Raw genomic sequence first — 22,152 nt, 5'->3', positions numbered from 1 at the left:
TGAGGAGTCTTTTCTGGTGCCAAATTAGTTGCAGTTATATTTTTCTTGTTTTTGTGACTGAAAAATAAAATATCATCGATTTTAAATTTCAAGATTTTGGTGTCTCGCGCCATTTCATATAGAAGGCTTCCTGTTCTTCTCGGCTGTTGGTGAGGTCGTTTTCCTCGTAGTCAAAAATGTCTACTAAATCTTTTGGTGAAGACGGTTTTCCTAGTGTCAATTCATACGCTTTTATTCCAAGGGACATTTGTGATGACATGCTCGATGGGCGAACATTTATTTTTGAGCCCTTACAGAGAAAGGTTATATTTTGATGTTCTTTTCTGATTTTTCCGAGGCACTCATAGAAGTCGTCGGCGATGTAAGTTTCTTCAGGGGCGCCATCTATGATGAGCTTCATGGATGTTGTTTTGGTGTTGCATGCTAAAGTTGCAGTCTGCTTTTCATTGTTGATAAGTATTTTGATTTTTATGGGTTTCAATTTACTTTCTCCGAGGGTTTGGTATGGAGTGTCCGACGTAGCTCCCATCTGATTTTAGTGGGGTCGCGCCTAAAATGTCTTCGCTGTTGATACGATTTGGTATGGCTATCTCCATTTCATATTGGTACTCCGAATGTTTTCCAAGCTCTTTGTTTACGTCGCGGCCATGAATTTTTTTGAGTGTAAACAAATATCCTTTTTTAGTTCTGAAATTGGTTGCAAAATCTATTGCGACGTCCTTTGATGTGGAGGTGCTTATGAAGTTGCTTAGTGGGTCTTTGCTATTCAATGCATGTAGGTAAAGGTCCGTACTATCGCCTTTGCTTGTGAATCCGCTCTCAAAAATTTCACTGGGGCGGTATTTGTTTTCTCCCCGATAGAGATATTTTTTATCTCCACCGGCCTCTGGACTCTTTGGCTCTCCGCTCTCGACATCAGGTCCTTGAGAGCGGGTTGTGTCGTTTTTCTTTTTGTCTGAACCAGGACAGTCACAGCTCAACCCCAACGGATCCACCCACCCCGTAGGGTTGGGCGCGTACTGGTAGCTGTTTAGCCCGCCGGCCAGTTTGATCGGGTCGGGGGTGAGGTAGCGGCCGGTTTCGGGATTGTAGTAGCGATGCCGGTTGTAGTGTAAGCCGGTTTCTGTATCGAAATACTGGCCCTGGAAACGCAGCGGGTTGTCGATATCCGCGCGGTCGAGGTGGGCTATCCGGCCATAGGCGTGGTAGCGCGCCGCCCAGCGGATATTGCCGGCTTCGTCCGTCAGCTCCTGCGGTGTACCCAGGTGGTCGAGTTGGTAATGGAACGCCTCGACCTGCTCCGGCCCCTCGCCATTGAGCAGGGCCAGGGGCCGGAAACTGTCCGGCTCGTACAGGTAACTGCGGTAATGTGCCGGGCCGCTTTCGGCAATCAGCCGGTCGCCTTGCCAGAGGTATTCGGTGGTCCGGCCCGCGCAGGTCTTGGCAATACGGCGGCCAAAGGCGTCGTAGCGGTAGCTGACCGTGCTGCCATCCGGCAGGCTGACGCCGGCCAGTCGGTGCTGGCAGTCATAGCGGTATTCGGTAACGAGCTGTGGCTCGCTCACATTGCGTTCACGGACCAGATTGCCAAAGGCGTCATAGTCGAAATGGCTATGACCACGGAACAGCAGACGGTTGCCGCGGGTTCGCGCCATGCGTGGACTATCGCCCAGCAGGTTGCCGGCGGGATCGTGGACAAAACGTTCGCAGGGATCGCCACGGACTTCACTCAGTCGATCCAGCGGGTCGTACTGGTAACGGCGCAGGCCGTGGCGGCTGTCGTCGATACTCGCCAGATTGCCGTTGGCTTCATAGGCGTAGAAACGCTGGTAACGCCCGCTATTGTCCTGGCTGAGGCGGTGTTTCAGCAGCCGACCTTGTTCGTCGTAACGGTAATGGCTGAGCAACTGACCCTGTTGGCGCAGGCGCTCGCGTCCGGCCTCGAAGCGGTGGCGGGTCAGGTGCCGGCCGTTGAGGTCGACACCGATCAGTCTCCCGCCCGGTAAGTAGCGATAATCGATCAGGTTGCCGTCCGGCAAACGGCAGTGAATCAACTGTCCCACGGCATCGTAGCGATAACGCTGCGTAGCCCAACCCTGGTGTTCGCTGGTCAGGCGATCCTGGTTGTCGTAGCCGTAGGTCAGCGGCCAGTGCCCGTCATCGACGCTGACCAGACGGCCCAGCCCATCGTAGTGATAGTGGATCTTCTGGCCATCGGCGAGGCTCTTGAGCCGCAAGCGTCCAGTACTGTCGCGTTGGTAGCCGGTGACGAGCTCGCTGCCATCGTCGCCGAACTCCTTTTTCTCCAGCAGATGGCCGTTGAGGTCGTAGGCGTAGGCTGTGCGCCGGCCATCGAAGCCGGTTTCCTCGCGGATCAGGCCGTTGGGGTAATAGTCGAGGCGGTAATGCTCGCCACGTTCGTTCTCGATTTCGCTGAGCAGCAGCCGGGCGTTGTCGTAGCGATAGCGCAGCTGGCTGCCATCGGGGTTGAGGCGACGACTGACCTGGTGCAGGTCGTCCGCGTATTCATAACGGGTCACCCGCCCCAGTTCATCGGTTTCGGCGGTGATCTTGCCGTAGGCGTTGTAGCTGAAGCGGCGCTTGGCCCCGCCGGGCATTTCAACCTGGGTCAGGCGGCCAATGGCGTTCCACGTGTAGCGGGTGACGGCCCCGTCCGCTGCCTGTCGGCTGGTTTGCCGACCTTGTTCGTCGTAGCCGTATTTCAGCAGGCTGCCGTCGGGGAGGCGTTCTTCCAAGAGATGCCCGAGTCGGTCCCAACTGAGGCTGTGCCGGCTGCCATCCGGATGACGGATCTCGCTCAGCAGGCCCCGGCGTTCGTATTCATACTCGGTGACCTGGCCCGCAGGGTCGGTCGTGCGGGTGATATCACCCTGTGGGTTACGGGCATATTTCCAGCGTGCCTGGCCACGTTGCACGCTGCACAGATGGCCGTTGTGATACTCGTAGAAGGTCGGTTCGTCTTCCGGCGGAATAACGGCCAGCAGCCGGCCGGCTTCGCTGTAGCGGTATTCGGTAATGGCGCCCAGGGCATCCTTTTCGGCAATCAGCCGGCCTTGGGCGTCGTAGTCCTTGTGTTGCTCGGCGCCATCGGCATCGACCTTGCGGATCAGCCGCGCCCGCTCATCGTGGACAAAGACTTCTTCGCTGCCGTCGAGATGCAGGGCGGTAACGCTGCCGTCGTCGCCCCAGGTGTAACGGCTGTCCATCTGCGCAAAACTGGCCCAGTGGCGTACGCAGCGGGCTCGCTTGCCCACGCCTTGCCACTCCCAGTAGAACGCGGCACCGCCGGCCAACTGGCGCTCACGAATGACGTGATGTTCGTCATAGGCGTAGCGCTCGCACTCGTCGACGGCATTGGCGGCTTCGATCAGGTGGCCCTGGTCGTCGTAGCGATAGCGCACCAGCGTGCGCAAGGTCTGCCAGCCTTCGGAGAGATAAGCGCCGGGCTGTTCCTGCTGATACTCGACCGCGACGATACGGCTACGGTCGTAACGCAACAGCAGGGCGCGTCCGAGGCCGTTGTCCAAGCGCTGGATGCGGCCCTCGAGGTCATGGCTGATGCTCAGTCGATTGCCATGTCGGTCACTCAGGGAAAACAGTCGGGCGCCGTACCGGTCGTACTTGAAGTGATAGAACCACGGCGTGCTACCGGCCTGGGTCAGGATCAGTTCATCGGGCGTATCGCCCAGGTAGATCGCCGCTTCGCTCAGGCTGTTGTGAATGGCCGGCCGTTGGGTACTGGGACGAGGGAAGCTGATGGAGCGGTTTTCCTGATCGGTCCAGATGACGTCGTCACCGTCGAACCTCAGGCTGTGGGCCAGTCCATGGCTCCAGCCCGGACCGAGGCCCTGGCGGGTTTCCACGGCACTGGTGCGATACAGTCGGCTCCAGGAAAACGGCAAGGGGCCGTCCAGCTCGCCGTCGACCAGAGTCAGCAGTTCCTCCCCGGTAACCATCGACACCGGGCAACCCTGGGTCTGGGTCTTGTCCGCGCGCTCGGCGCTGTGGCCGTTGGGATTGCCGGCTTGTCGCGGAACGTCGTCGAGGTGTTCGGTCTGGCGCAGCGTGGCGTTCTTGCGCCCGTCCCAGCGCATCTGCAGGACACCCTTTTTTTGTGCGCCCGCGACACCCCGAGCCGCCACGGCCTTGTAACGACCGACATAACCCATGAATCCATCGAGCAGGTTGAACAGGCCCTGGATAAAACGGGTGCCGGCTTCCACCATCTGGCTGCCGTACTTCTTCAGGCGCAGGGCCAGATAGGCGACACCGGCTCCCGCCGCCGCGACGGTGAGCACCAACCCCAGAAGCAAGTCGATCAGCACGGAGACCAGGGTGCTCGCCACAACATGCGCGGTGTCTCCGGCGAGCTGGCTTGGCGGCAGCGACGCCAGCCAGATCGCGGCGGTGCGCAACAACAGAAAGAGCGCGGCTTCATCGCTGGCCAGCAACAGGGCCTTTTCCATCACGGCGGGTGCCCGTCGAGCGAGGTCGGCCAGCTCCTGGGCACCACTGCCCAGGCGATCAACATAGGCGAGGGGATCCTTGAGGATGTCGAGCACCAGCTCGAGCCCTTCCCATACCCCCTTGATCGCTTCCCAACTGCCGCTGGCCAGGCCTTCACCGACGGCCAGCAGTGCCGTCGAGGCGGTCTGCGACGACCATTGCGGTTTGAAGCCGCTCCATTCGCGACGCAACCAGGTTTCCAGGTCCTGGGTCAGGTCCGCGTAGGCGGCGAACAGGGCGTCGACCTGCTCGGACGTGACGCCTCCTTGCACCCGCACCCGATAAAACTGACCCGGCTGGCCCTGGAAGCTGCCTTTGCCCTGGGCATCAAGCAGGATCGGGGTCGCAGGACCACCGTCGACGGAGATGACGTCGACCAGCAGATCGCCCAGTGGAATCTCGTGGACCGACTCGAACAGGCTCTCGATGTTCAGCACGCCGCTGTCCGGGCACTGTGCGACATTGGACAGGAAGTCGCGGTCCTGGAGACCGACGACCTTGTGGCTGTCGCCGAAGCGGATGACCCGGTCCATACTCAGCAGTGAAGGCAGGTCCGCGGCATGGCTGACCTGATCCAGTGCTTGGGCGTACCAACTGTGGGTCTGCTGGTGATAGAGCGTCAGACTGTCCTTGAAATCGTCGAGTTGTGTTTCGATGTAGTCGATGCGGTTCATCGGTTGGCCTCCCTGGCCAGAAACCCTCCAGTCTCCAGTTCCCGGGTGAGGTAGGCGAGCAGGGCGTCCTGCCGGTTCGGGCCGGGCGCCGAACGCTCCAGGAAACGGGCGATCTTGTGTCGCAGGTGGGGGATGGGCGCGGCGTCATACAGCGCCGGATGGTCTTCGCTCAGCCACTGCAGGCTGTTGTCAATCAGGGTTTCGGGGCTCGCCCCGGACAGGTGTTCCAGCAGCAACGGCGGAACCTCCCACCAGGGAAAGGTCCTGGCTTCGCGCCTGACCGCGGTGGCGAGCGTTCGCGCCTGGCCGTTGATGAGATAGCGACTCACGCCCGGCAGCAGCTCACCGGCCTCGGCGCCGAGAAAGTCGAGGGTCGGCAACCATTGGCGGCCGTCCCAGAAGCGGAAGAACACCGGGTTGCCCGTCGGCAGCTTCACCTGGGTCAGCCCGCGCAGGTGCGCCACAAGCTGTTCCGGGGTATTCGACGACACCGCAAGCCAGCCCCAATCCTGGTAGCCGGTGTCGGCTATCCACGACAGAAACGGGCTTTGCGCCGTGAGTTCGAGGACATAAGGCATCACCTCAAACCAATCGGCATAAGGTGTGTCCCTCCAGACCGGCAGGGGGGCCAGTGGGCTGCCGATCTTGCGCAAGGCCGCCAGAGGCTTGGCCTCGCTGGCGTCGCCGAGTATCAGATAGAGCCGTTCGTGAGGGGTAAGCGGGACCTGGGCCAGCCAGCGCTCGGGTGTCAGGAGGTCAGAGCTCACAGACACCTGCCTTGCACTTCTCGCACTCTTCGCAGAACGCTGCGCCACGCAGCAGGGTGGTCAGTTGCGCCATGGACAAAGGCGCCGTGGGGAGAGGGCGGTCAATGGCCTGGAACAGACCGGGCAGCAAGGTGGCAACCCGAGTGCCGACACCCGGCACCGCCCCGGTATCAGCGTTCGGTTCCGGGCTCAGGGTGATGCCGCTGCCATCAATCCTGATAAAGCTGCCGCCGACCTTGAGGGTCAGTTCGCTACCGGCCTCGATCACCACCCGGGCACCGCTTTTGAGGTGGATCTCCTCGGCGGCCTGGAGCAGATAGCCGTGGCCGAGTCGCATATGCCGGCTCTGGCCGATATTCAGGTGATCGTCGGCCCCTACCTCGGTCTTGCGATCGGCCGAGGTGCTGCGATGTTCGTCGGCCTTGAGTTCGCGGTAGCTGTTGGCGGTCACGCTGTCGTGGCGTTCATGACCGATCTGGATGAACTGGTCGTGTTCGACCACCTGTTGCCAGTCACGCTGGGCGTGCAGGTAGATATGCTCCTGGCCCTTGCGGTCTTCGATGCGCAGCTCGTTGAAGCCGCCACCGCCGGGTGAACTGAGGGTCTTGAAGACGCTGCGGGTCTTGTGGGCGGGTAACTCGTAGGGCGGTCGGTTGCGCCCATGGTGCAGGCAACCGGTAATCAGCGGCTGATCCGGGTCGCCTTCGAGAAAACTCACCAGCACTTCCATGCCGACACGGGGGAGGCTCAGCGCACCATGGCCGTTTCCGGCCCAGGCCGAGGCGACCCTCAACCAGCCACTGCTGGAGTCGTTGTGGGGCGCAGCCCGATCCCAGTGGAACTGCACCTTGATCCGGCCATGGGCATCGCAATGGATCTCTTCGCCCGGCGGACCCGTGACCACGGCGGTCTGGCTGCCATCGATGCGTGGTTTCGGGTGGCTCGGTGCGGGGCGAAAAGGCGTGTCGCCGGGCAGGGCGCGGAAGCTGTTTCGATAGCCCTGCCGGAAGCCGTCCGCCGTGTTGGCGGTGGCGGTGAGCTCTTCCAGGACTTGCGGTTGCCGGCCTTCGTGGTTGATTTCGGTCAACAGCCAGAGGGCATTCCAGTCGTCGTTCGGGTGTTCGCTGAGCGTCAGCAGATGGCCGCTCGACAGAACGGGGATATCGCTTCGGCCCTGGGCTTGGCGGAAGGTGCAGCGGTGTCGCTCCAGGGCTCGTTGAGCCCGTTGTTTACGATGCCGCGGGTCGATACCGAGCGCCGGGAAGGCATAGTCCTCGAGATCTGGCAGCTGTTCGCCGCGACTGATCTGTTCAAGGGGCCGGCCGGGATTCTCGAAGTCGTAATCCCGTCGCGCGACGCCGCTGCTTCGGGTTTCCAGGCGCACGTTGAAGTGCTTGATGACCGTGGTCGATGTTGCCAGGCCACTGTCTGTTTGATAGCGCCGAGGCGCTTGTGTGGGGAAAAACGCCTGGTCGTCGCCGAACACCAGGGTGTGGCCGCCGGGATCATGCTGGAAGTGGAAATGCAGGCCTTCTTCTTCGCACAGACGCTGGATGAAATGCAGGTCGGACTCCCGGTACTGCACGCAGTATTCCCGCTCCGGGTAGTGGCCACCGAGGTGGAAGCGGTAGTGGTTGCAGAACAGGCCGTGGTCATTGAGCACCCGCGCGATGATTTGCGGGGTACTGAGGTGCTGGAAGATGCGCTGGTTGATACGGTGTTCGAGGTCGGCAAGGCGTGGGCGCAGGCTGACCTGGTATTGCGCCAGGCGCCTGCCCCGTGCTCCCTGGGCGACGCGATGGAACTGCCCGTGGATACCCGCCCCCGAGGGGCAGAGTCTGAGAAAGGCTTGCTTGTGCAGCAGGCTTTGCAGATCGAGATCCCGTTCGCCTACCAACTCCAGATCGAAGCTGAAGGGCTGGTTAAGGGCTTCACGGCCGTTGAAGGCGGCGATCTGCAGTGGGTGTTCGAAGTCCTCGATCGTCAGGCTGAAGCGAGGTTGATTGGCTGGCACTGGCATGGATTCCTCCTTGGAAAACCCTTTGGCGTGAAATCAGGGCCGTACGAAACCTTCGCCAATGCCGAAGCCGCGGCGCGCCATAAGGTTTGAGGGAACGGTGGAAGGCGTCGTCGGCCAGGCCGAACGACGCCAAAGGGCAATCAGATCACCGGGGAGCGCCAGTCATCGGAGGCTGAGGTGCCCGCAACTTCGTGGGTCCAGGTGATCTTGCGGTAGCTGAAGAACACGTCTTCCAGATGGGTGAAGTGCGCCTGGTTCGGGTCCTGGCAGTTGGGCATGCGCGATTTCACGTCGACGACGATGGCGTCTTCCAGCTCGATGGTGAAATAGTGTTCCTGGGTGCCGGAGGAGGAGGTGCGGTACCACTCCAGGCGGCATTTGGTCAGTTTTTCCCCGCTGGTCAGGGCGCTGAAGATCAGCGGCGAGGACTTGTCGAAGACCTTGCTGATCATCAGCGGCTGGTGCACGCGCTGGCCGGTCGGTTGCCCGGACTGCGGGTCGCGGGGGATGGTGACGTCGTGGGCGAAGCCCTGGACCAGGATCTGGTCTTCATGACCTTCCTGGTAGATGTTTCCGACCGAGTCCTGGGTAAAGGTACCCGCGGTGATCAGGCCTTGCTTGGTGCCCTGCAGGGTCAGGTAGGCAGGTGTTGGCATGGATGAATTCCTTGTCCGAAGAGGTGCTGTTTGCCATCAAGGGAAACTCGATGGGTTCGCAGGTCTACAGATCAAGAGTTGTGCCTGTTCTTTAGTTTTTGTTTAAAAACAACTAGTTACTTTGATTTTCTAGAAAATTTATAGATTTAAAGGGTGTTTCTTCAGGAAAAGTGCGCAAGGTGTTGCGCATGAGCGGGCAGGAAGTTGCCAGATGGATGGGGGCCTTGTGTTGCAGGCGCTGCGGAGCTGGAGGCGGTGTTTTTCATCCCAGTGGTGGGACAGAAGTTGCGCAGTCAGGAAACGAGGTCTCTCGTACGCCACGAGACCTGTAGGAGCTGGCTTGCCAGCGATAGCGGTGGCGAAGGTGACATCGCAATCGCCGGCAAGCTGGCTCCTACAGGAACCGCGTTCAGCCCTGGGCGCTCCAACCACCACCCAACGCGGTCATCAGGCCGATGCTGGCCTGCAGCTGTCGGGTCTGCAACGCCTGCAACTGCCGCTGGGTCTGCAGTGCCGCCGTCTGCGCCGTCACCACATCCAGGTAGTTCACGGCCCCGGCCTGGTAGCTGTTCATCGCCAGGGTCTGGGTGTTCTGCGCGGCATTGACCGCCGCTTGCTCATCCAGGGCCTCGCGCTGCAAGTCGCGCAGTTGCGCCAGGTTGTCCTCGACTTCGCGCACCGCGCGCAGGACCTGGCTGCGGTAATGGGCCGAAGCCTCGTCGAATTCGGCCTTGGCCTGATGCTCCTGGGCACTGAGACGACCGCCGTCGAAGATCGGCAGGTTGACCAGCGGCCCCAACGCCCAGTAGCGATTACCCGTCGACAGCAGGCTGCCGCTGCCCTGGGTCTGGCCGCCGAGCAGGCCGGTCAGGCTGAAGTCCGGGTACCAGGCGGCCTTGGCCACGCCGATCCCGGCATTGGCGGCAAACACCCGGCGTTCCGCCGCGGCGATATCCGGACGGCGTTGCAGCAAGCCACTGGGCAGGGCGCCGGGTACCTTGGGAATGGTCAGGATTGCCTGGGTCGGCGGTAACTGGAAATCACTGGCCGGTTCACCCACCAGCTCGGCTATCGCGTGTTCGGCCAGGTTGCGTTGGCCGCGCACGTCGTCCAGTTGTGCCTGGGCCTCGGCCAGTTGGCTCTGGGCACGGGTCAGGTCGAGTTCCGAAGCGATCTGGCCCTGGTAGCGGTCACGGGTCAGTTGCAGCGCCTGGGTGTAGTCATCCAGGGAACTGCTGAGAATCCGACTCTGGGCGTCCAGGCCGTTGAGCTGGATATACAAGGTCGCCAATTGCTGTTGCAGGCTCAGGCGCGCCACCGCCAGGTCGTCGCCGGAGGCCTGGGCCTGGGCATCGCCGGCGGCCACCTGGTTGCGAATCCGTCCCCACAGGTCGAGGTCGAAGTTCAGCGCAAAGCCTGCGGTGTTGCTGTTGTATACCGCCGGCTGGGTGCTGCCGCGTAACGGGCGATTGTCCGATTGGCGCTGGCGCAGGGGCTGCGCGCTGGCGCTGATCTGCGGGAACAGCCCGGCATGCAACTGGCTCGCATAGGCCTGGGCACCGTCGTAGTGCGCCAGGGCGGCGGCCAGGTCAGGGTTGGCCTTGAGCAGGCGCTGCTGCAGGTCGTTGAGGTGTGAGTCCTGGAACAGCGACCACCATTGTTCCGACAGCTTGTCGCCCGGTTGTGCCAGGTGCCATGGGCCGTCGCTGGTCTGTTCGCGATAGTGCTCCGGCAAGTCGAGTTGCGGCGGCTTGTAGGTCGGCGCCAGGGAGCAACCCTGCAAGGCCGCGATCATCAAGAGCCAGGCGCTGAGCTTAAGCCTTGGGGACATGTTGGCCTCCGGCGTCGGCGAGTTTCACCGGGTCGCCTTCGCGCAGGGCGTCCGGCGGGTTGTCGATCACGGTGTCGGCGGGTTTCAGGCCCTGGTCGATGACCAGGCGCTCGCCCAGGTCCAGGCCGATGTGGATGTCACGCAGGTGCACATGGGACTGGGCGTCCAGCACCGCCACCTGGGTGCCCTGGGCACGGAAGATCAAGGCGCTGGCCGGAATGCTGACGCCGTTGGTGTCCGCCGGGATCGGCAGGGTCGCCTCGGCATAGTCGCCGGGCAGCAGGACGTTGTCCGGGTTCTCGGCGACGAACTGCGCCAGCAGGGTGCCGGAGCGCGAGTCGATCGCGGTGGAGTTGCCCAGCAATTTTGCGTTGAACTGCTGGCCCGGATGTTCCGGCACCGTCAGCTTCACCTCGAGACCGGGACGGATCACGCTGGCGTAGTTCTGCGGAATCGGTACGTAGAGCCGCAGTTGATGGGTGTCGGCGATGTCGAACAGTTCCGGATCGCTGTCGTTGTCGGCCTTGATCAGCTGGCCGATATCGGTGTTGCGGGCGGTGATGGTGCCGGCGAAGGGCGCGCGAATGGTCTTGTACGCTTCCAGTGCCGACAGCCGCGCGTAGTCGGCGGCGGCGGCTTCGACATTGGCCTTGGCCGCGGCGGCATTGGAGCTTTTTTCATCGGCCTCCTGGCGTGATACCGAATGGGTCGCCACCAGGTTCTGCCAACGGGTGGCGGTGGTTTCGGCCAGGCGCGCATTGGCCTGTTCCTGCACCAGGTGGGCATGGGCCTGGGCGACCTGCTGGTCGAGATCCGGGCTGTCGATTTCGGCGAGTATCTGGCCGGCCTTGACCTGGCTGCCGATGTCGGTTTTCCAGTCCTTCAGGTAACCGCTGACCCGTGCATGGATCGGCGCCTTGCTCCAGGCTTCGAGGTGGGCCGGCAGGCGCAGGGTGTCGCCGGCGGCGTTCTGCGCCGGCTTGAAGACGCTGACCATGGGGATGGCGGCGGATTCGGTCCAGGCGGTCACGGATTTTTCGTGGCGGGTTCGCGCGGCAATCCCGTTGGCGACCAGCAAGGCGGCCAGGGTCAGACCGCCGACGCCCATGTAAAGCAGGCGTTTGCCCGAAGGTTTGCGATCAGTCATGGGTGTTTTCTCCAGCTACGGCGCGAATAGGTCGGCGGCCATGCACCAGGCTGAACACCACGGGGACGAACAGCAGGGTGGCAGTGGTCGCCAGGATCAGACCGCCGATCACGGCGCGTCCGAGGGGGGCGTTCTGTTCTTCGGAAAGGGCCAGCGGCAACATGCCGATGATCATCGCCAGGGCCGTCATGCAAACCGGACGGAAACGGGTGTAGCCGGCTTCCAGGGCGGCCTTGAGGGCATCGCCGTGTTCGGCCAGGCGTTCGCGACAGAAGCTCACCACCAGGATCGAGTTGGCGGTGGCCACGCCCATGCAGAGGATGGCCCCGGTCAGGGCCGGCACCGACAGCGAGGTGCCGCTCAAGAACAGCATCCAGACAATCCCGGCGAGGGCCGCGGGCAGGGCGGTGATGATCACGAACGGGTCGACCCAGGACTGGAAGTTGACCACGATCAGCAGGTAGATCAGCACCACCGCGCCGAGCAGGCCGAAGCTCAGGCCACCGAAGGCTTCATGGAGGGCGTCGATCTGTCCGTGCAGGCTGACAATCGCGCCCTTGGGCCGCAAGGACGAGGCATCGTCGAGGATCTTCTGGATGTCATGGGCCACCGCGCCGAGGTCTCGGCCTTGCACGCTGGCGTAGATGTCCAGGGTCGGCTGGATGTTGTAGTGGGTGACCACCGCAGGGCTCTGCACCCGATTGATGGTCGCCAGGCCGCCGAGGATCTGCGACTGGCCGTTGCTACCGGTGACCGGCAGTGCTTCCAGCGATGGCAGGCTGTCCAGGCGGTATTGCGGAGTGGCCGCGACCACGCCATAGGATACGCCGTTGGCCGGGTTGAGCCAGAAGGTCGGCGCCACCTGGGAGCTGCCGGCCAGGGAGGCGACCATGCTGTTGGTGACGTCACGCTCGGTAATGCCCAGGCCCTTGGCGCGCATGCGGTCGACCTTCACTTCCAGCGACGGGTAGCCGACCGATTGTTGGATCCGCAGGTCGGCGATCCCCGGTACGTGTTGCAGGCGTCGTTGCAGTTCGAGGGCGAAGACGCGGTTTTCCTCGGCACTGCGTCCGGAGATTTTCACGTCCAGCGGGGCCGGTGCGCCGAAGTTGAGGATCTGGCTGCTGATATCCGCCGGGAGGAAGGCGAACTGGCTGCCGGGGAAGCTTTCCGGCAAAGCCGTGCGCAGTTTTTTCACGTAGTCGGCGGTGGGCTGGTGATCGGCCTTGAGGGTGACCTGGATATCGCCATCCTGCGGGCCGATGGTGCCGCTGCTGCTATAGGCCATGTCGATACCGCTCAACGGAATACCGATGTTGTCGACGATGTTGTCCAGTTCCTCGGCGGGAATCACCTCGCGGATCCGTGCTTCGATACGGTCGAAGGTCGCGGCGCTTTCTTCGATTCGTGTACCCAGCGGCAGGCGTACGTGCAGGGCCAGGGCACCGGCGTCGGTGGCCGGGAAGAAGTCCTCGCCCAGGCTCGGCAGCAGGCTGAAGGAGGCCAGCACACAGGCGAGGAAACCCAGCAGGAAGCGCTTGCGGCAACCCAGCGCCAGGGTCAGCAGGCCATGGTAGACGTCACGTACCGTGGAGAAGCCGCGCTCGAAGCCCTGCTGGAAATTCAGTGCGCCTTGCAGCAGGCGGTTGCGTGGCTTGCGGTGCTGTTCGCCTTCGTGATGGTTGATAAATTCATCTTCGGGATGATGACCGCTGCCGCCCTCGACCATATGGGGCTTGAGCAGGAACATCGCCAGGGTCGGCACCAGGGTCCGCGAGAGGAGGAAGGAACTGGCCATGGCGAAGATCACCGCCAGGGCCATCGGCCGGAACAGGAAGCCGGCGATGCCTTGCAGTATGAACATCGGTACGAACACGATGCAGATACACAGCAGCGAAACGAAGGCCGGGCCGACGATCTGTTTCGCGCCGTCGAGGATCGCATCGTTGACCGCCTTGCCCTGTTCCAGGTGCCAGTTGATGTTCTCGATGGTCACCGTCGCATCGTCCACCAGGATCCCCACCGCCAGCGCCAGACCACCGAGGGTCATGACGTTGAGGGTCTGGCCGGTGGCGGCCAGCAGGGCGATGGCCGAGAGCACCGCCAATGGAATCGAGGCGGTGATGATCAGGGTCGAGCGCCAGCTGCCAAGGAACAGCAGGATCATCGCACTGGTCAGCAGGGCGGCGATGATGCCTTCGCGGGCCACGCTGCCCACCGACTGCTTGACGAACACCGAAGCGTCGCCCAGCAGCGAGGTCTTGAGCTCCGGCGGCAGGGTTTCATTGATCAGCGGCAGCATGTTGCGGATGTTGTCGACGATCGACAGGGTGGAAATATTGCCGTTCTTCATCGCCGGCATCAGCACCGCGCGGCGGCCATCGACCCGCACGATATTGGTCTGTGGCGGCGAGCCGTCACGCACGTGGGCCACCTGGCCGATGGTGATCAGGGCGCCGTCGACGGTTTTGATCGGCAGGTCGTTGAGTTCTTCGATGACTTTCGGGCTGTTGTTCAGCAGCACGGTGTATTCGTAGGGGCCGAGTTTGGCGGTACCCACCGGAATGATCTGGTTCTGCGCGGCCAGGGCATTGCCCACATCCTGCGCCGAGAGGCCCTTGGCGGCCAGCGCCTGGGGATCGAGGTCGAGGGTGATCTGGCGTTGCTTGCCGCCCATCGGCGTCGGAATTGCCAGGCCCGGAACGGAGGTCAGTGGCAGGCGGATATTGTTCTGTACCAGGTCACGAATCTTCGCTTCAGACAGCGTCGGACTGGAAAACGCCATCTGCAGGATCGGCACCGTCGAGGCGCTGTAGTTGAGGATCAGCGGCGGGGTGATCCCTGGCGGCATTTGCTTGAGCACGGTCTGCGAGACCGCGGTCACCTGGGCGTTGGCGGTGCGGATGTCCACTCCCGGCTGAAAGAAGATCTTGACGATGCCCATGCCAGGTAGCGATTGCGACTCGATATGTTCGATGTCGTTGACCGTGGAGCTCAAGGAGCGTTCGTAGGTGTAGATCACCCGGCCGGCCATGTCCTCTGGGGACAGGCCGTTGTATTGCCAGACCACTGCGACCACCGGGATACCGATATCGGGAAACACATCGGTGGGGGTACGCATGGCCGCCAGCGGCCCGATGATGCAGATGAATATCGCCAACACGATAAACGTGTAGGGCTTGAGCAGTGCGGTCTTTACCAGCCCGAGCATGCCTGAACCTCCGGGGAGTGGAATTGCAAACACCGGCAGTCTTGCGTCTGGAACTTAACGTTTGGCTTTCACCAACATGAAGGATCTTTTAGATAAGGACTGAAAATCCCTTCATGTGTGTTCATTTGTGCAAAAGCCTCTAGTCCGCCACTCTTTGCCTCGATTAGACGGACTTTCCGTCCAGCGATAAAGCACTTGAAGATGAGAGGAATTCATTCAATGACACTTAAGCCGCTGATGCTGATTTCGACCCTTGGACTGGTTTGCCTGCTGTCTGCCTGCGCAGCGCCAGTGCCCAAGGCTGATCCGAGCGAAGCCTGGATCGGCCTGGGGCAGGAGTCGAGCGACGACCTGCTGGCAGAGCGTGTGGATGGCAAGCGCGTCGATGACGGCCGCTACTTCGAAGTGGCGCCGGGCAAGCACGATCTGAAAGTGCTCCTGGTCCAGGGGGCCAACGGCAATACCGAACAGCCCGAGTGCACCGGTCAGGTGGACTACGACCAGTTCAAGGCCGGCAAGCGCTATCACCTGGTGGAGTCGGGATCGGGTGCGGATGTAGGGGCTGAGCTGGTGAACGACCAAGGCGTGACCGTGGCCCATTCCAGGAAGTTTTCCTGCATTTAACCGCTGACAGCTTTTTCATTTTTTGAGGTAGAACACCATGACATTCAAACCCCTGATGCTGATTCCAACCCTGGGCCTGGCTTTTCTGCTGTCCGCGTGTGCCGGCCCGATGCCGAAAGCGGATCCGAGCGAAGCCTGGATCGGTCTGCAAAATGAAGCGCCGAACGACATGCTCGCCGAGAAGGTCGATGGCAAGAAAATCGATGACGGGCGTTTCTTCGAAGTGCCACCTGGCGCCCACAAGCTGGACGTGATGCTGGTGGAAATGCCGTGGGGCGATGGCAACCAGCAGGATTGTTCGGGTGAAGTCAGCTTCAACCAGTTCAAGGCCGGCGAGCACTACAAGCTGGTGGAGTCGAGCCTGGGCCAGGAAGTCAACGCGCGCCTGATGGACTCCCATGGCAAGCAAGTCGCCGAGACCGGCGACTTCCAGTGCCTGCCGGGCTAGTCGCCGGCTTTCAGAACCGCTTGTGTGGTGAAGCCTGACGGCGCGGCGCTGATGGTTGCGTTGCGCCAGGCGGTCTGCAGTTGTTTGTCGAGCAGCGCCGGCACCGGCTTGTCAGGCTGTTGTTGCAGGCTGAGCTTCAGCCCGTTGAGCGAACGACCACTGAGGCGATTGCCCATCAGGTCTTCACGGAAAACCTTCTCGGCTTCGGCCGCCTTGCCCTGGGCCAACAGTGCGTAGCCCAGGGACTCACGCAAGGTGTAATACCAGTCCGGCGGCTCGTTATAGCTCAGTGCGTCCTGGATGGAGACCGCCTTGCGCCAGGCGCCGATGATCTGTTCCTGGTTATCGCCCTGGAGTGACTTGAGGTCAGTGGCCAAGGCCTGTGAGGGATCCTTGCCAAACACCTTCGCAGCGGTTTCCCGCAGTGACGCCAAGTCCAGCTTGCCGTGGCTGCTGTCCTGGGCCTTGTTCAGCAGGATCAGGTTGGCGATGCGAAACAGCTCCGAGGCCTTGTTGTTGCCGTAGTTGAGAGCCGGTGAGGCTTTCAGGGTATCGGTCACCGCCTGCCAGTAGCCCTTGAGCGCGTCGTTGACCTTCTCCTTGTCCGCCCCGTCCTCGGCCAACTGCCGATAAGCCTTGGCATAAGCGGCCATTACCCGGGTGTAAGGCGCGGTCAGTGGCTGCCAATCCTTGTCGGCCTGGGTGCAGGTCTCGTTGATGGTCTTCAGACCCTGCTCGATCTTCGGTTCGATACGCTCCAGCGCTGCCCAGTCCTGGAAGCGCACGGCAAAGTAATAGGGCACGGCATAGAAGTAGTCCGACTTGGTGCGGATCTCGTCGGGGTACTGCTTGCAGAGGAACTCCAGCGCCGAATACTGCGTGGTGTTCTCCACCAGTTCCTCGGCCATGTTCATGGCTTCGTTCCGACGGCCTTCGATGGACAGGGTCCAGATCAGGAAGTGAATGTTGTGGCCCAGGTAATGCAACGGGTAGGGGCTCTGCGGGCCGACCTGATGGGCGTAGGCCCGGTCCACCGAAACCGCCGTGTAGTTGGCGACGCTGGCCAGGGCGTTATTGCCGGTGCGCTGGTAGATATGCGAGGCCATGTGCACCAGGTGGCCGATGGCCGGATTCTGGTCGCGGAAGCGATTGGCCATGGGCAACCCGTTGTCGGGGAACGGCGACTCCTCGATGGCGTGGATATAGAAGTGATTGGCACCGGTGTGCAGCTTGTCCTGCACCAGTACGCGGTTGAGCACTTGCAGCGCCTGATAGGCCGCCGGCGTCGGGTGGACCTGATCGGAGACCGCCTCCTCGCCGTCCCACCATTTCCAGGGTGTCAGATTGAGCAGGGCGTCGGCGTAGAGGGTGGCGGCATCGAGGTCGTCGAAATAGGTCTGCGACAGTTCTTTCATGGCGTCGGCGTAGTGCTGTTTGCCGTCGCCGTCGAGGCTGACCTGGCCGTCCTTGAGGGTATAGGCGCTGAGGAACGCCTTGGCGTAATCGACTTCACGCTGCAACTGCCCTTCGCTGAAACGGGCCTTGGCGTCCGGGTCCTTGAGGCGAGCATTGGCGTGCTCCAGTGCAATCTGCGCCGAGCGATAGGCCAGTTGGTCGCAACCGGGAGTGGCGTCGCTGTTGATATTGGAGTTGGCCGACAGGGCAATACCCCAATAAGGCATCGCCGAACCTTCGTCGAAACGGCTGGCCTGGTAGAAGGCGCGGATTGCTTCGGAGAAATTGAAGCCGTATTGCAGGGCCATGCCCTGGCTATAGAAAGCTTCGACCCGGTCGGCGTCCTTCAGGCTGACCATGGGGTAGCGCGTGCCGCCCAGGCCCGAGAGCAACTGGCCCTGTTCGGTGTCCTTCTGGCTGACGCATTGGTGCAGGACTTCGAGGTACGGGGTGTCCGGCGAGACGGGTGTGAAACGTTTCGGAGTTTCGGCCGTTTCAGGCCCGTGGGTATGGGCCTGGGCCACGGACAGGCCGGTGAGCAGCAGGGCAGCGACAGCAAGACGCAATACAGCCATGTAGTGAATGCTCCTTTCAGGACGCGAGTCGTTCGATCTGGGGCGCAAGGTCTTTTTGCGGAATGACCACTTGGACCAGCACGGTCTCGTCGATCACCAGCAGTTTGAGCAGCAGTTCGCGCAACTCACCCAGGGTCGAGACCTTGTAGCCCTTGGCGCCGAAACCCTGGGCCAAGGCCAGGTAATCCCAGCTGGGCAGGATGTCGAACGCTGCGAACTCGCCGTGTTCCTTGAAGGCGTTGATGTTCACAAAGGCCTGCTCGATGGCGTAGACCTCGTTGCTCATGACGAACACCACGGCATTCACGCGATTGCGCACCAGGGTCGACAGCGACTGGCACATCATCATGAAGCCGCCGTCGCCGGCGACCACCAGCGGCCGGCGCTGGCCACCCATGGCCACTCCCAGGGCACAGCCGGTCTCGTGACCGAGGGAACCCCAGATGGCATCCGCGACAAAGCTGTTCTCGGGCATGCCCATGATATTGCTGGCGGCGTACAGCGCCGAGCTTTCACCGAGGATCAGCGCGCTGTTGTCCCACAGGCGTTGCTCCCGGGCGAAATCGGCGAGGGTGTCGAGGAACCGCTCGTAACTCAGGGGCGTGTCATGGTCGGTTGCCTTGAGCAGCGGCGAGAGTGGTTCGCGCGGGCGCAGGGGCAGCGGGAAATCATCGTCCAGGCCGAGTGCGCTGGTCAGCGCGGTGAGGTACTGCGGCAGCGGAACATGGGGGTAGTACTGCAAGCCGGTGCGGGCCAGCTGGGTGTTGACCAGGATGATCTGGCCGAAATCCTTTTTCAGCAGTTGCAGGTAGTCGTCGGTGAAGATGACCCCGATGGCCAGGATGCAATCGGTCTGGTCCACCAGCTCCTGGGTCCACAGCCGAGAGGCGGTACCGGCATAGGTGCCGATAAATTGCGGGTGGTTTTCGTCGACAACGGTCTTGGCTTCCAATGAGGTGGTGAACGACAGGCCGCTGGCTTCGATCAGGTGCAGCGCCTGCTTTTGCAGGCCGAAACGGGCGATCTCGATGCCGAGCATGATCAACGGCTTTTTCGCCTCGCGCAGGCGTTGCACCGAGGTCTCGACCGCCGCTTCCAGGGACAGCAGATCGCAGGCGGCCGGCACGGGAGACAGTTCGCCGACGGGTTCCTCGCAAGGTTCGCCCCAGACGTTCTGCCAGGCTTCCAGGTAGATCGGCCGGCGCTGGCTGATGGCGGCGACCAGCGCCCGGTCGATCAGTGCCGGTGCGGTGCGGCTGTCGTCCAGCAGTTCGCAGGCGACGGTGATGTTCTCGAACACCTTGCGCCCGACGTCCAGGTCGCCGGTGGAGTGGTGGAACAGGACGTCCGCCGCCCAGATGATCTGGCGATTCTTCGCCGACGGACTGGCACTGATAACCACCACCGGATTGCGCTCGACATAGGCGCCGGCAATGGCATTCACCGCGCTGAAGGTGCCGACACCGTATTGCAGCGATACCGCGCCGATCCCGGCATAACGGGCGTAACCGTCGGCGGCGTAGGCGGCACTCATTTCATTGACTTCGCCGACCGGCTGGATATCGGCGGACTTCTCCAGGGCATCCATAAATCCCGACACATAATCGCCGGGGACCTGGAACACCTTGTGCACACCCAGTTGAAGGAGTCGTGCCAGCAGGTAGTCAGCGACAGTAAAGTCTCTACGTATTGCCATGGTCGATCCCCTTATAGGCAAATTGAGTCACTTCATTCAGGGTGTCCGCGCAGTCCTTGCAGGCCGGGCGCTGGCCCGGTTGCAGGGCACAACCGTCGGGTGTCGGCACTGGCAGCAGGGCGTAGTGCTTGGGTAACCAGGTCGGACGCTTGAGCCCGAAGAAGTCCTGGAGTGTCGATTCGGCCACGGTCAGGGCGCCTTCGACCCAGCCCTGGCCATAGGAGTAGGCCTCGCCGACGATATGGATCTGCTGGTTTTCCACCGGCCGGCGCATGCGGCAGATGATCTGGTCGAGCCGGTAATTGGCTTTCCATTCATGCCAGCCGCCGCCGTACGGGTCGGCGTCCCAAGCGTGATAGACCGCCGAGTAGGGACGCGGCAGTTCCACCTGGTCATGGACCTGGGTGACCTGCATCTGCGCTACCCGGACCATTTCGTCGCTGACGGTGAACTGGGTCCTGGGCACCACCGGTTCGGACTTGAGCAGGCCGGCCAGGTTGACAGGCGTGTGGCCAACAAAGGGCGCACCGCCTTCCAGGCCTTTCCAGAACGGCACGGTGCCGATGTCGTTGTAGGAGGCCATCAGCAACGAGTTGAGTGTCGGCTCGCCGCCTTTCTGCTCGCATTCGGTGCCCATGTAGTAGATCTGCCGCACCGGCAGGTCGGTGACCGAACGCCCGGCCACCAAGCCGAGGGCGCGCCACCAGGGTTGCTCGTAGGCGAGGAAGAGTTTGAAGGCCGATTGCACCAGCACCGAGCCGAGATTGTCCTTGAGCCAGGGATCGCTGAAGAACGGCGAGTCGATCAGTTCCAGGGACCGGCGGGGCATGGCCAGGATGATTTTCTTCGCCTTGACCACGGACTGGCCGCCGCTGTCGCGGGTACTGCCGTCCACCGTGGTGGTGGCCTGGAAGTGCAGGCGGTAGGGGAAGTCGGCGTCCTTGGCGTAGCTGATGGCGGTCAGCCGCTGGTTCATCTGTACCCGCTGCTTGCCCGGCAGTTTTCCGGGCAGCTTGGCGAACTTTGCCGCCAGGGTCAGGGGCAGGCTCTGGAAACCCTTGGTCAGGGTCAGGAACTCGGTGGTGTCCTTGTATTCGGTGGCCGGAAGCTGGGTCACGGCGCTGGCGTTGGCGACATTGGCGTCATAGCCGCCGGCATCCTTCATGAACTGGTAACCCTCATTGCTCATCACCCGGTAGAGCAGGTCCCAGAAGCCGTACCGCCAGATTTCCTTGCCGAACACGCTGACCTGCATCTGCTGGCACAGGTTGAGTTTGTCGAAGCCGGGGTAGACGTAGTTCATCACCTTGACCTGCAAGTCCTCGGGGCAGAAGCCGCGCTCGGACCAGGCCAGGTCGTAGGGGATTTTTTCCGGGGCTTCGACGAAGTCGCGATAACGGAAGCGCTTGCCGCGCAGGTAGAACAGGTTGTTCTTCGAATAGACCGGCTTGGGCGCGCCCATGGGGAAATCCTGGCTGGGCAGCTTGAGGTGCTTGACCAGGCTGTCCACCACCACATGGCCGTCAGGGCCCGGGATGTAGCGCATGCCGCCGACCTCGGCGACCACATTGGGCAAGCCTGGCAGGGTGATACTGAACAGGCGTCCGCCGATCCGGTCGCTGTATTCGAACAAGGCAATGTTCTGCGTATCGCCATGAACCTGCTGCAGTCGCCAGGCGCTGTAGCAACCTGAGACGCCACCGCCGACCACCGCCACATCAAGTTCCAGTTCTTGCGACTTCATGGCGAACTCCATTTCGAGGAGAAGAGTGACTGAGCATTCCGATCGCGACCAAGTATTGTCGAGTTTTGCCGAAATGCCAGTTCGCCACTATGGTGCCGTGTCGGCGGCCTAGTCACTGACCGCCGACAGGATCAACAGGTGTGGGAGGAAGCGGGGAATCAGGTGGCCGGAGTACTGACGAAAATCTCCAGGCGCTCGGCATAGGCCGTGAATTGTTCGAGGTGCGGATAGTGTGCCGCCAGGCATTGCTCGGGGAGCATCATCTTGCTGAAGCTCCAGGCAACCGCCAGGCTGATGCCTTCCTGACGAATCGTGCCGTCTTGGGGCAGTTGCTGGCGTGACAGTTCGTTCTCGATCTGCGTGTAGGCGGCTGCCAACTGGCCGCCAACCCGTTCCAGCCAGGGACCATGCTGTTTCTCCGCGGGACGCAGATTCTTTTCATAGACGATCTGCACCGATTTCTCGCAGGCGGCCAGGGCCAGCCCGATCAGCCGCAGTCCGCGCACCTGCTCGGCCAGGCTGGCATAGGCCTGGCCGGGACCGGCGATCAGCGCCAGATATTCGAGAATCAGCCCTGAGTCCATCAACACTTCGCCGCTGTCGCAGACCAGGGTCGGGGCCTTGACCACCGGGTTGATCTGCGCAAAGCGCTCGAAGTCACGAAACACCGACACCGACTGGTGTTCGAAGGCGATGCCCAGGTGCTTGAGGGTGATAGCGACCCGGCGCACGTAGGGAGAGTCCAGCATACCGATAAGCTTCATTGATCCTGTCCTT

The 22,152-nt window shown here is 61.9% G+C and carries 14 protein-coding genes; 2 read left to right on the top strand and 12 right to left on the bottom strand.

Annotated features, from left to right (window positions below):
- Positions 1-88 precede the first annotated feature (88 nt).
- The 8 genes from HX830_RS01010 to HX830_RS00975 form a co-directional block, all read right to left on the bottom strand.
- On the bottom strand, positions 89-481 hold the full coding sequence (locus HX830_RS01010; protein WP_177098693.1) for a hypothetical protein: 393 nt from the start codon (positions 479-481) through the stop codon (positions 89-91).
- A gap of 1 nt (position 482) precedes the next feature.
- Positions 483-5,201: an RHS repeat-associated core domain-containing protein gene (locus tag HX830_RS01005; protein WP_177098692.1), complete on the bottom strand. Its 4,719-nt coding sequence runs from the start codon at positions 5,199-5,201 to the stop codon at positions 483-485.
- Positions 5,198-5,968, bottom strand: coding sequence for a DUF4123 domain-containing protein (locus tag HX830_RS01000; RefSeq protein ID WP_177098691.1), 771 nt, complete (start codon positions 5,966-5,968; stop codon positions 5,198-5,200). Before HX830_RS01000 ends, HX830_RS01005 begins: the two co-directional genes overlap by 4 nt.
- Positions 5,958-7,988: a type VI secretion system Vgr family protein gene (tssI, locus tag HX830_RS00995; RefSeq protein WP_177098690.1), complete on the bottom strand. Its 2,031-nt coding sequence runs from the start codon at positions 7,986-7,988 to the stop codon at positions 5,958-5,960. The genes HX830_RS01000 and tssI overlap by 11 nt, the downstream gene beginning before the upstream one ends.
- A gap of 140 nt (positions 7,989-8,128) precedes the next feature.
- Positions 8,129-8,644 (bottom strand): Hcp family type VI secretion system effector, encoded by a 516-nt coding sequence (locus HX830_RS00990; RefSeq protein WP_152741903.1) that lies wholly within the window; start codon positions 8,642-8,644, stop codon positions 8,129-8,131.
- 409 nt (positions 8,645-9,053) lie between these two features.
- Entirely contained in the window at positions 9,054-10,475 is a 1,422-nt protein-coding gene (locus HX830_RS00985) for an efflux transporter outer membrane subunit (RefSeq protein ID WP_177098689.1), read from the bottom strand.
- Positions 10,459-11,622: an efflux RND transporter periplasmic adaptor subunit gene (locus HX830_RS00980; protein WP_177098688.1), complete on the bottom strand. Its 1,164-nt coding sequence runs from the start codon at positions 11,620-11,622 to the stop codon at positions 10,459-10,461. The genes HX830_RS00985 and HX830_RS00980 overlap by 17 nt, the downstream gene beginning before the upstream one ends.
- Positions 11,615-14,833, bottom strand: coding sequence for an efflux RND transporter permease subunit (locus HX830_RS00975; protein ID WP_177098687.1), 3,219 nt, complete (start codon positions 14,831-14,833; stop codon positions 11,615-11,617). The genes HX830_RS00980 and HX830_RS00975 overlap by 8 nt, the downstream gene beginning before the upstream one ends.
- Before the next feature lie 219 nt (positions 14,834-15,052).
- On the opposite strand from HX830_RS00975, the gene HX830_RS00970 reads away from it, so the two are divergent.
- On the top strand, positions 15,053-15,457 hold the full coding sequence (locus HX830_RS00970) for a PA0061/PA0062 family lipoprotein (protein ID WP_103497002.1): 405 nt from the start codon (positions 15,053-15,055) through the stop codon (positions 15,455-15,457).
- A gap of 37 nt (positions 15,458-15,494) precedes the next feature.
- Complete coding sequence (locus tag HX830_RS00965; RefSeq protein WP_152741899.1) at positions 15,495-15,905, top strand: PA0061/PA0062 family lipoprotein; 411 nt, start codon at positions 15,495-15,497, stop codon at positions 15,903-15,905.
- On the opposite strand, the gene HX830_RS00960 is transcribed toward HX830_RS00965, so the two are convergent.
- From HX830_RS00960 to HX830_RS00945, 4 genes are all read right to left on the bottom strand, one after another.
- Complete coding sequence (locus HX830_RS00960; protein ID WP_177098686.1) at positions 15,902-17,935, bottom strand: hypothetical protein; 2,034 nt, start codon at positions 17,933-17,935, stop codon at positions 15,902-15,904. The two genes, HX830_RS00965 and HX830_RS00960, sit on opposite strands and share 4 nt — an antisense overlap.
- Before the next feature lie 16 nt (positions 17,936-17,951).
- Positions 17,952-19,631 carry an alpha-keto acid decarboxylase family protein gene (locus tag HX830_RS00955; RefSeq protein WP_177098685.1) on the bottom strand — a complete coding sequence of 560 codons (1,680 nt, stop codon included), beginning with the start codon at positions 19,629-19,631 and terminating at the stop codon, positions 17,952-17,954.
- Positions 19,618-21,375, bottom strand: a complete 1,758-nt coding sequence (locus HX830_RS00950; RefSeq protein ID WP_177098684.1) for a flavin monoamine oxidase family protein — start codon at positions 21,373-21,375, stop codon at positions 19,618-19,620. Before HX830_RS00950 ends, HX830_RS00955 begins: the two co-directional genes overlap by 14 nt.
- 158 nt (positions 21,376-21,533) lie before the next feature.
- Entirely contained in the window at positions 21,534-22,139 is a 606-nt protein-coding gene (locus tag HX830_RS00945) for a glutathione S-transferase (RefSeq protein ID WP_177098683.1), read from the bottom strand.
- Positions 22,140-22,152: the final 13 nt, after the last annotated feature.

It is taken from the genome of Pseudomonas gingeri (assembly GCF_013385425.1).
GTDB lineage: Bacteria > Pseudomonadota > Gammaproteobacteria > Pseudomonadales > Pseudomonadaceae > Aquipseudomonas > Aquipseudomonas gingeri_D.
This window is presented reverse-complemented; position numbering and strand designations above follow the sequence as displayed.